This is a genomic window from Vibrio iocasae, from assembly GCF_042245395.1.
GTDB classification, from domain to species: domain Bacteria; phylum Pseudomonadota; class Gammaproteobacteria; order Enterobacterales; family Vibrionaceae; genus Vibrio; species Vibrio iocasae.
In genome coordinates, this window is the sequence record NZ_CP145311.1 from 2,999,501 (window position 1) to 3,010,663 (window position 11,163).

8 protein-coding genes and 1 other annotated feature are annotated in these 11,163 nt (G+C 42.8%); of the genes, 2 read left to right on the forward strand and 6 right to left on the reverse strand.

The genetic code is table 11. From position 1 onward, the window contains the following. Window positions 1-5: 5 nt before the first annotated feature. A complete protein-coding gene (gene thrA / locus SNR28_RS23490; RefSeq protein ID WP_375751301.1) occupies window positions 6-2,465 on the reverse strand; it encodes a bifunctional aspartate kinase/homoserine dehydrogenase I in 2,460 nt (819 codons plus the stop codon). Window positions 2,466-2,494: 29 nt separating this feature from the next. Next, window positions 2,495-2,610: a sequence feature (Thr leader region), on the reverse strand. A 350-nt stretch (window positions 2,611-2,960) separates the two neighbouring features. On the opposite strand from thrA, the gene SNR28_RS23495 reads away from it, so the two are divergent. Next, complete coding sequence (locus SNR28_RS23495) at window positions 2,961-3,434, forward strand: ribonuclease regulator (RefSeq protein WP_375751302.1); 474 nt, start codon at window positions 2,961-2,963, stop codon at window positions 3,432-3,434. On the opposite strand, the gene SNR28_RS23500 is transcribed toward SNR28_RS23495, so the two are convergent. Then, the gene (locus tag SNR28_RS23500) at window positions 3,431-3,913 is read right to left on the reverse strand and encodes a putative 4-hydroxy-4-methyl-2-oxoglutarate aldolase (protein ID WP_375751303.1); all 483 of its coding nucleotides are present in this window, start codon (window positions 3,911-3,913) and stop codon (window positions 3,431-3,433) included. The two genes, SNR28_RS23495 and SNR28_RS23500, sit on opposite strands and share 4 nt — an antisense overlap. 85 nt (window positions 3,914-3,998) lie before the next feature. Beyond that, complete coding sequence (locus tag SNR28_RS23505) at window positions 3,999-4,427, reverse strand: DUF3293 domain-containing protein (RefSeq protein WP_375751304.1); 429 nt, start codon at window positions 4,425-4,427, stop codon at window positions 3,999-4,001. A gap of 339 nt (window positions 4,428-4,766) precedes the next feature. Between SNR28_RS23505 and arcA the strand changes: the two genes are divergently transcribed. Then, window positions 4,767-5,483 carry a two-component system response regulator ArcA gene (gene arcA, locus SNR28_RS23510; protein WP_375751305.1) on the forward strand — a complete coding sequence of 239 codons (717 nt, stop codon included), beginning with the start codon at window positions 4,767-4,769 and terminating at the stop codon, window positions 5,481-5,483. Window positions 5,484-5,567: 84 nt separating this feature from the next. Here the strand turns inward: arcA and arcB are convergent, their stop codons facing one another. The 3 genes from arcB to SNR28_RS23525 all read right to left on the reverse strand — a co-directional run bounded on the left by arcB (window position 5,568) and on the right by SNR28_RS23525 (window position 10,731). Beyond that, window positions 5,568-7,916 (reverse strand): aerobic respiration two-component sensor histidine kinase ArcB, encoded by a 2,349-nt coding sequence (gene arcB, locus SNR28_RS23515; RefSeq protein ID WP_375751306.1) that lies wholly within the window; start codon window positions 7,914-7,916, stop codon window positions 5,568-5,570. Window positions 7,917-8,004: 88 nt separating this feature from the next. Beyond that, on the reverse strand, window positions 8,005-9,738 hold the full coding sequence (locus tag SNR28_RS23520; protein WP_375751307.1) for a diguanylate cyclase domain-containing protein: 1,734 nt from the start codon (window positions 9,736-9,738) through the stop codon (window positions 8,005-8,007). A gap of 54 nt (window positions 9,739-9,792) precedes the next feature. Further along, a complete protein-coding gene (locus tag SNR28_RS23525; RefSeq protein WP_375751308.1) occupies window positions 9,793-10,731 on the reverse strand; it encodes a TIGR01212 family radical SAM protein in 939 nt (312 codons plus the stop codon). Window positions 10,732-11,163: the final 432 nt, after the last annotated feature.

Consider the following 11,163-nt stretch of genomic DNA (forward strand, 5'->3'; position numbering starts at 1 on the left):
CATTTTTACATCCCCAACTTCCAGCCAAGCGTACGCATCACATCAGCAAAGACACCTGCTGCTGTTACTTCTGTACCCGCACCGTAGCCACGAAGAACCAGAGGGATTGGCTGATAGTATCGGCTATAGAACGCAAGCGCGTTCTCGCCATCTTTAATCTTGAACATAGGGTCGCTACCATCGACAGCAGTAATGTGCACTTTGCACTGACCATCGTTGATCTCGCCTACGTAACGTAGCACTTTGCCTTCTTCCGCCGCTTTTGCAGACAGTTCTGAGAAATAAGCATCAGCCTCAGGAAGGCGATCCATAAACTCTTCAACACTACCAGAATCATCAAATCCAGGTGGTAACGCCTGTTCAACCTGAACATCTTCAAGCTCAAGTTCAAGCCCAGACTCACGAGCTAAAATAAGTAGTTTACGCGCCACATCCATACCGGATAGGTCATCACGTGGATCTGGTTCGGTAAAGCCGTTCTCTTTCGCAATATTTGTCGCTTCGCTCAGAGTCATACCTTCATCCAACTTACCGAAGATATAAGAAAGAGATCCTGACAGAATACCGTTGAACTTCTCTAACTCATCACCTGCCGCCATCAGATTTTGCAGGTTCTCAATAACCGGAAGGCCAGCACCAACCGTTGTCTCATACATCAGCTTACGACGAGAAGTTCTGGATACATCTCTTAGCTGATGGTAGTAAGCCATGCTTGCTGTGTTTGCTTTTTTGTTCGGAGTAACAACATGGAAGCCTGCCGCCATAAAATCTGCGTACTGGTTTGCGATAACTTCACTGGAAGTACAATCTACAAGTACCGGGTTGATAATGTGGTTACGCTGAACAGTCGAGATCAAACCTGCAAGGCTAAGCTCTTCGGAAACATTGTTCATTCTGTCACGCCAACCATCCAGAGGCAGGCCTTTCCCATCGATAAGCATGCCCTTGCTATTCGCTAAACCACAAACTCTCAGAATGATGCCTTTGTCAGCCAGTTTCGCTTGTTGACGTTGAACCTGATCCACAAGTTCACCACCAACGCCACCAACACCAACGATAAACAGGTCAAGGAAATGCTTTGAGTTAAATAAGTTCTCGTGACATGCTTTGATTGCTTCTGAGACCTTATCTTCAGGAATTACGGCTGAAATAGCTCGCTCAGATGATCCTTGAGCAATTGCAACGATATTCACGTTGATTTCTGCAAGAGATGAGAAGAAGCGAGAAGCTACCCCTTTCGATGTTCTCATGCCATCACCAACCAGAGTCACAATAGATACGTCATCCATAAACTCTACAGGCTCTAACAGGCCATCTTTAAGCTCAAGCTCAAAGGTATTACGAAGCGCGTCTTCAGCCAAAGGCTTGTCAGCGGCTTCAATACAGAAGCTGATTGAGTATTCAGAAGAAGACTGAGTAATAAGAACTATCGAAACACCAGCAGACGACATAGCACCGAATACGCGGCTTGCCATACCAACCATGCCTTTAAGACCTGGTCCACATACGTTGACCATAGTCAGCTTGTTCAGAGTCGTAATACCCTTGATAGATAGCTTGTCTTCGCCCGTATCCTGCCCGATAAGTGTGCCAGCACCCTGTGGGTTAAAGCTGTTTTTGATTAGACACGGAATATGGAACTGAGCAATAGGTGCGATAGTTTTAGGATGAAGAACTGAAGCTCCGAAGTAAGAAAGCTCCATTGCTTCCTGATAGCTCAACGATTTTAGCAGACGAGCGTCATCGACAAGTCGAGGGTCACAGTTGTATACACCATCTACATCAGTCCAGATTTCACAGCATTCAGCTCTTAAACATGCGGCAAGAACCGCTGCGGAGTAGTCTGAGCCATTTCGACCTAGAGTAACCAGCTCACCTTCTTCATTACCGGCTGTAAAGCCCGGCATGATGTTTACATGACCTTCAGGTAGCGGGTTCTTTTTAAAGTTTAGTGTCGAAGCTTCAACATCAACCATTGCTTCAAGATGATCACCAGACGCATTCAGGTACTTTACCGGATCAATTAGACTCGCAGGCTGACCTTTCGCTTCCAGGACGGATTGCATCAACTTGATGGAAATACGCTCACCTTTACTGATGATGCGCGCATTTACGTGATTCGGACAAGTCCCCAACAAAGAGATGCCATGCACAAACTGGCGAAGCTGTGAAATGGATGTATTTACCTGATCATCGAATGCTTTGTTCTCAAGATTGGGCAGTACTTCCTTAATCGCTGCAAATAGCTGGTTAAAAGAACTCTCGAGCTCATTAATCTGTAAATCTGCGTCACCATTACGTAGTGCCCCTTCGATAACTGCCACCAGTTTGTTAGTGGTTTTACCTGGAGCAGACAAAACTACCGCTGTCTCTTCCTGCTGTGCATTGTTTGCAATAATATCCGCTGCTCTTAAAAAGCGATCTGCATCTGCTAGTGATGAGCCACCAAATTTTAGAACTCGCATCCCTACCTCCGGTCTATTTTAAATCGGTATAAAAAAAGGCCTGTATCTTGTGGGATACAGGCCTTTTCTTGAAATTCTTTCGCTTAGCAGCCTGCCCCAACAATGGTAGTGTCGGTAATAATCATGGTTGTGGTCATAATATGGCGTGCTGTTAGCATTTAATTATTTACTTCTGTTGCGTGTTTATCTGTTTGCTATCTCTACGTTTACCGATTTTCTGACTAGGAGTCAATGGAAAGTTGGCCTTTTGTCAAAAAAAGCCTAAATTTTAAGTGTCAGTTCCATAACATTAGATATAGGTATAGCTATAAATAACAGACAGTTAGATATCTTATATTCCATTTAATAACCAAACGTTCTATATAAATATCTAAATGAAAGGTTCAAAATTAGAAAAATGTGTTTTAATGAATGAAATGAACATTTTTAAAACAAGATAGTAACATTTAAATCATTATAAATAATCATTCAGTGATACCAAGCAGGGGAGGCATAATGAAAACATTATCATTAGTTTGTCTCGTGCTGCTTTCTGGAACCGCACTGGCTGAGCAACTACCTTTCCTGCCCGGTCAGGAAAATGATTCTCCGCACAAACTGTTTGTCTCTAGTCAGACTCAATACAACGATTCATTTGATACTTGGAAATTTGATAGCGGTTACGCCTATTCAGTTTTCGATTCTATTGATCTGTACGTTGGGGCACGCTTTAACAATAGCGGATCTGATGAATCTCTTAATGAAAATGGCTTTTTAAGTGGTGTTAGCTATCACTTTAGTGAGAAGGTAACCTTACAAAGTACACTTCATACCAAGAATGAAAAGTTAGATGATGGTAAGAGAGAAAATGTCTATTCTGCCGAAGTATCTAGCCGTGTGAAACTATCTGAGCATTTGGATTTGCATGCCACTCTTGATGTCGAAGAGTGGCAAAGTGGTTTTGAAGTGGGTCTAGGGTTCCGCTTTTAGAACTCTAATTCCTCATGTGACATCAAAGTACCATTCCAGTCTGCATAGATATAATCACCAGGCAAGACCGTTTGTCTGTTCATGGTTAGAGGTACGTTCACCTCACCAGCTCCGTTCTTCTCTGTTTTGAACGGGTTTGCGGCAAGTGCTTTGATACCTAAATCCATTTCCGCAAGAGCGGCTACATCTCTTACAGCACCATAAACAATGACACCTTCCCAACCATTTTCAATGGCTAGAATTGCAAGCTGGTCTCCGAGTAGTGCTTTTTTGCAGGAACCATTCCCGTCAACGAAAAGAACTTTACCTTTTCCATCCTGGCTTAAGACCTCTCTAACCATAGAGTTGTCGTGAAAGCACCTTACTGTGACAATTTCACCAAAAAAAGCATAGCGCTGGCCGTAGCTTTGTAGTGGCAGATCCAACAGTGTTACCTGCTCTTCGTACTTGTCACATAGATCTGGAAGTATATCGTTCATTTTTCCTCCTTGAGTTTTGCAGCATACATCGTATCTACTCTTCTGGTACTCATTACCGGACTGCAGATACATAGCTGTGTTTAATTTAATTCCTTCTTAGATCTATTACGGAGTCATGGTATTTCGTGCGCTGAGAAAAAAGTGCAATTTCATTTTCAACTTTTTGTTCATCAATGCATGACACCAGATAAACATTGTCACTTCTCACGTAATAGATTGCATTCTGTTCGTACTTTATTCCTAACTCTACAGCCTCGTCTAAAGACATCTCAACTGCAAAGCTCTCTTCTGTCCATTCTTTATTTATATCACCAACCAGCAATTTTTCGTAATTTTGTTTCAATATTTCACATTCTAAGTGAAAATTTTTCTGCCTATTATCATTATAAGACACTGGTTTACTAAAAGGGTTCCACGCAGTAATAATAGCGAACTCAATAGCCGCTATCTCATTGTTTAAAAAGAAGTACACGCTTTTATACTTTTCTAAAAGTGATGGTTTAATATTCATCATTTACCTTTGTATCACGGTTACATAACTATCAATAGTGGATTTTGAAGCCACTTGATATAAATCAACAAAGTGAAAAAAATTAACAAACTGTTATTGTTGCTATCTCGTTAAAATATTAGAATCCTTCGCTATTACGGCAATAGAGAGACTGATCAGGGAAAAGCGTGCTCTCAAGAAACAGATAAGTTTGCAAGACAAGTAGCGCAATGGACGGCCCACTATTTGTAGATAATTCTCGAAAATTTACTGCACAATATCGCAAACAAGTTACTCATATGTTATTTTTTGCCTAGAATTCAATTAAATTTAAACATAATAGTTACAATTTAGGTACCGCCGATGCAAACCCCGCAGATTCTTATCGTTGAAGATGAGCAAGTAACTCGCAATACTCTTAAGAGTATTTTCGAAGCAGAGGGTTATGCAGTTTTCGAAGCCAGTGATGGTGAAGAGATGCATGACGTATTATCCGATAACTCGATCAATCTGGTTATTATGGATATCAACCTTCCTGGCAAAAATGGGCTTCTACTGGCCAGAGAACTACGTGAGCAGGCTAATGTTGCACTAATGTTCCTGACAGGCCGTGATAACGAAGTAGACAAGATTCTAGGTCTGGAAATTGGTGCTGATGATTACATCACTAAGCCATTCAATCCTAGAGAACTGACTATCCGTGCTCGCAACCTGCTAACTCGTTCTATGAGCGCTAATGCTGCTCCAGAAGAGAAGCGTACAGTAGAGAAGTATGAGTTCAATGGCTGGATATTAGATATCAACAGCCGCTCTCTAATCAGTCCTATGGGCGAAGGCTACAAGCTACCTCGTTCAGAGTTCCGTGCTCTACTTCATTTCTGTGAAAACCCAGGAAAAATCCAGACTCGCGCAGACCTTCTTAAGAAGATGACTGGTCGTGAACTTAAGCCACACGACCGCACAGTAGACGTTACTATTCGTCGTATTCGCAAACACTTTGAGTCAGTGGGTGATACACCTGAAATCATCGCAACTATTCACGGTGAAGGCTACCGCTTCTGTGGTGACCTAGAAGAGTAAGGGGTAACCTTTACAAAAATTGAAAAGCGCGAAGTCTGACTTCGCGCTTTTGTTTTGTCTGTCGCTCAAAAAGAAGCCGAAAAACTATTCTTTTGTCTTCAACCACTCTTTAAGTACTTTGATATCATTCTGGTATTCATTCTTAATCTCTTCCACCCAGTCATTGATGTTATCCCACCATGCGGTTAATTGAGGAGACTGAGCACTTTGAGCAACGCTCTGAATGTGCTTAAGACCGATTGAGCCAGCCGCACCTTTTATCTTATGCGCTTCAGAGACAATTCCATCCTGATCTTTTGCAGTCATATTCGAATCAAGAATCTCGATATACTCCGGCATCATTGATTCAAACATTTCAATGCTATCCAGAACAGGTTGTGTGCCGACAATCTCTATATAAGATTCGAGCATCTCCAGATCAAGCAACCTCGTTGCTAACTCAGAAGTCGGAGCTTGCTTTGAAACAACCTTCTCTTTTTGAGGCTCTCTGTGCTCTTTCTTCACCGAATAATTATCTATCACTCGCTTAATCGCTTTAATTGATAATGGCTTGCTTAGTGCATCATCCATCCCTTTTTCCAGATAATCATTTTTATCTTTCATCAGGTTTGCAGTTAGCGCTACCAATGGAGGGAGATCGTCGTAGTTGTCCCTCAAATACATGGCAATATCGAATCCCGTCATATCCGGGAGCTGTATGTCCAGCAACACTAGGTCAAACTTACCCTCTTCAAAGGTGTCCAACGCCTCTTCACCGTTCATTGCAACCGTGACGGTATGCCCAAGCGTTTCTAGTAGTGACTTGGCTACGGTAACGTTCAGTTCAATATCCTCAACCATAAAGATATTGAGCGCCTGACCAGATTCCGACCTCTCTTCAACTTTTTCTTCCTGAATCTCAGCTACCGGCACTCGGAAAGAAACGGTGAATACACTGCCAAAGCCCTCTTCACTTGATACCGTGATGTCACCATCCATCATGTTGATCAGCTGTTTTGATACGGCAAGTCCGATTCCGGTTCCGACCGCATGAAGGTTGTCCTTGCCAGATTTGACCTGATAATACATAGCAAAGATCTTTTCGACCTCTTTCTCAGGGATTCCTATTCCCGTATCTTCTACCTCGATTGAGATATTCGCGTAGCCGTCTTCTACATCAGAACTTACGCTCATCACCACGCCACCATCTTTGGTGAACTTCACGGCATTACCAACAATGTTCCACAGCACCTGACGCAATCTTGTAGCATCGACTTCAATAGCTCTTGGTAAATCTGTCAGCCTTTCCAGATCGAAACGAAGCCCCTTTTGTTGTGCCATCAGGCCTGAAATGCTTTCCATTTCCGAGACAAAGTCGCCAAAGTCGATAGCTTTAGGTAGTAACTCTAGCTTGCGGCGGTCAAACTTATCCATATCGATAATATCGTTAAAGATATTACCGAGCGTCACTGCGCTCACGTTGATGGTTTGCATCTGCTGACGCTGCTCTTCATCTAACTTGGTATCAAGCAGCATTCTTGAAAGGCCAACAATGCCGTTCAACGGTGTTCGAAGCTCGTGACTTACTGTCGATATAAAGGTGGTTTTGTCCCGGCTAGCTTTCTCCAGAGCATCCTGATACTTCTTACGCTCTGTAATATCACGACCAAAACCAACTAAACCAAGGTGACGTCCATCTTTGCTATAAAACGGTACTTTGCGAAGCTCAAAGTAGACTTTCTTGCCGTCAGGGTATTCAAGCCACTGCTCGTAGGTTATCTCTTCATTATTCTTGAAAACCTGCTGATCGGTTTCAACCACCTGACTCGCAACTTCTTTGCTGTATACATCCCACGGAGTCAGCCCAACAAGCTCCTGCTCCTTTTTACCAATCAAGTCTTCTACTGCTTTGTTACATCCAGAGAAAACACCATCAGCATTACGGTAGTAAATTAAGTCAGGAGATGCATCGATAAATGAACGAAGAAGTGCTGTACGCTCTGCCAGCTCAACCTGAGTCATCTCGCGCTGATAAACCTCGGCCTCAAGATCTTTCATCGCAATCTCACGGGCATTTTCTGCTTTACGACGCTCTTCAATTTCCTGATTCAGTTTGATGATGTTCTGTTGGAGCTGATTATTAAGCTCCTGATCTCTGGAACGCATATCTTTTAGCTTGGCAACCAGCTTGGATAGCCTCTGACGCGATTCTTCAAGTTGGTCAACAACAACAGAAAGGAAGTAGACGGCCCAAGGGGTAATGATTAGACCAAAAAACACGGAACGTATGATATCTATATTGTCTACTGCACCTTTCAGTCCAAGAGTAATTCCTACCTGAACGAAAACCGCCAGCGCGACAATGGCGAGAGCCAGTAGAATAGAGAATCGGAGAATACCCAGCTTAACCAGTAGATCAACATAATACTGAGCTAAGTTTTTGATTGGTTTCATTTAATGCTCCATGCTCAAAACATGGAGACATTCTAACGTCTAGTTACGCTTTTGTATGTAGCTGAACTAAAATCCGGATCACATAGAATCAGGAATAAAAACAACTACGATTTCGACCACCCTCTTTTGCCTGATACAACGCCTTATCAGCCTGGCTGATAATGGTACTAGACTTCTCTCCCACTTGAGGAACATAAGAGGCAACACCAATACTCAAGGTCAGTTGAGAGGCAACTTTGGAGTATTCATGTTGAATTTCGAGTTCTTTGATCGCCTTGTGAATGCCTTCAGCAATCACCTTAGCGCCTTCTTCATCCGTCTCTGGCAAGATGAATGCAAACTCTTCACCACCATAACGGGCTACACAGTCGGTAGAGCGAGTCAAAACGCGCTGGAACGCACCAGCAACTTCTATCAGCGCCTGATCGCCCATTTGGTGGCCATAGTTATCGTTATAGTTTTTGAAGTAATCGATATCCACAAGAAGAATTGTTAGAGAGGCTTTTTGACGGATATGCAGGTTCCAGAATGTATCCAGCTTCTCATCAAACTGGCGGCGGTTAGCAATTGTTGTCAGACTATCCAGGAAGCTGAGCTTTTCAAGCTCTTCGTTCATCTCTTCCAGTTTTCTTTCTGCCAGGTATCTTTCAGTAACGTCACGCGCCATAACCAGCACACCACTTTGTGATGTAGCAGAATCTCTATAAGGTGACTTCACCACATCCAGCCACTGCTCCCCCGAGTCATCAAACATGTGATCCACATAGCGAAGTGTCTTGCCTTCATTGATAACCAAATCGTTAGAGCGAGTAAACCGGCCATGAACTTCTTCAGGCAAAATATCTTCCGCTTTTGCTCCTATCAACTCTCTGTAATCATCAATACCGAGAGCAGAAGCAAAAGCCTGATTGCATGCCTCATAAACACGGTTTTCATTAAATATACCGATAGCATCCGGAGAGGAGTCAAGAATAGACTGAATAATGATGTCTCGTTGAGCAAGGGCTGCCTCGGTACCCTTACGCCTGTCCATTTCGTCACGAAGATCCTGCTGCATTTTATACCAGTCCGTTACATCATGGCTGATACCTAAGGAACCAATGACGTCCCCTTCGTCTGAGATAAGCATGGTATGAGATGTTTCGAGCAAACAACTTCGCCCTTCAGAGTCCGTTGTCCAGTTTCGCTGATTTCCTCGGCCTCGCATTGGCCCTTTGACGGTTATTGCACCTTCATCAGCTCTGCCTTTCCAGAAGTTGTCAAATGCCCTATTGGTACCAATCAGCAGCCCTTCTTTGTCTTTAACGAAGATAAGCTCAGAAAGAGAATCCATGGCGGTTTTGGAAATTCTTAAAGAGGTTTGTTCCTGAATGGTCTCTTCTGTCGACTTCTGGTGTGGCACTGCGTAAACAATCCATACACGATTGCCTTTAAATGTGCTTTTTCTGCCGGAAAGATCTAATGCTACAGATGATAGATCGGACACAGTCCAGGTATAACGATGCTTGTTAAAACTCATACCACCAAACTGGCTAAGCAGGGTTGTGATACTTTCTGGTGATATCAAAGAAGGGTAGATAAACTTCTTACCAACTTTTCGCACACCTAATAGTTGCATTGCAGACCGGTTAGCAGAAATCAGCTTTCCAGATTGCTCTCCGATGATAAGCATTGCCAACGGCGAGTCCTGAATCAGTTGATAAAATTCATTGTGTTTTCGTGCTCGATAGTAAATGGCAACAGAGATGCAAAAAACGACAAGAAGCGCATCGAATCCAACGAAGTAAAACCATTCTGATAACTGAAAGAGCAACTTATCCATTTTTATTAACTACACCAAGAATATACGCGCATACAATCTATTGTCTTTTCACTTTTAGTCAACTACAGGTTTAGTATATGTGAAAGGACGCTGAATTAACGAACCTTGCGGACCTTTTTTATCCAAATGCCTGCCGATCTCTGTCATTGCCAGCCAGCGATTTTCACACCAAAGCGGTGAAAGAAGTGTCGGTCTTCGGGCTGCGGCTGATACGCGATGATAAACCACTTCCGGCGGTGTCATACGAATCATCTCACTTGCAACGGAGACATACTCCTCAAGTTCAGGTGCTTCCATTCTTCCCGCTTTCCAGGCTTTCGCCATCGTACTTCCTTCTACTATATGCAATGGGTGAAGCTTGATACCGTCAGTACCTACTTCTACAACCTTGCTCATTGTCTCTATATAGTCAGCACGAGTTTCTTTAGGCAAACCAACAATCAAGTGAGTACACACTTTTATACCCAAGGCGCGTGCTTTCTTAGTAATTTCAGCATAGCACTCAAAATCATGACCACGGTTGATTCGTTTGAGTGTGTCGTTATTGGCGGTTTGCAGACCAAGCTCAAGCCAGATCTCATACCCCTGCTCAACATAACCCGAGAGCAAATCTAAAACGGCGTCGGGAACACAATCAGGACGCGTACCCACACATAACCCAACAATATCAGCCGCCTTTAACGCTTCTTCATACATGGATTTCAGAGTCTGAACTTCTGCGTAAGTGCTGGTGTACGCCTGAAAATAAGCCAGGTACTTTTTAGCACGATGCACTTCCCCTGCTCTGTCGGTGAGTTGCTCCAGAATACTCTGTTTTTGGGTTTGCTCATCGGAGAAGGAGGCGACATTGCAGAAAGTACACCCACCTCTGCCAAGCGTGCCATCCCGGTTAGGACAACTAAAACCTCCGTGTAAGGTTAGCTTATGAACTTTCTCGCCATAGCGTCTCTGTAAGTCCTGTCCCAGAGTATTAACTAATTCGTGTAACTGCATGTGGTGCCACTAAAGGAATGAAAACTGAAATAAAATTACATAATCACCGATTTTTCGGCCGGATATTATAGTGTATTTACTGGTGAGAATTATATTAATAATCAATAAAGATGCATTCTTTGTGAGAAAAACACCCATTTTCATCGATATATATCTATTTGTTATTCATTGGCTTATTAAAAAAAACTTGTTCGATGTCAACTTTTATTGGAATTAAGCTACAAAAAAAAGTAGGATGTCAAAACGTTCGAGAATAATCCCCTACAGATCTATACAGGATTATTGTGCGAATTATTTTGTGATAATCCTAACCCACCTATATAAACCACTAGTTTGTGGATAAATAACCAAGGATATCACTAGGGAATGTTTTCTTCACAAACTTTACTTCCTGTGAAGAACGGAAAGGATTCAGGCTTACGCACAGATAAG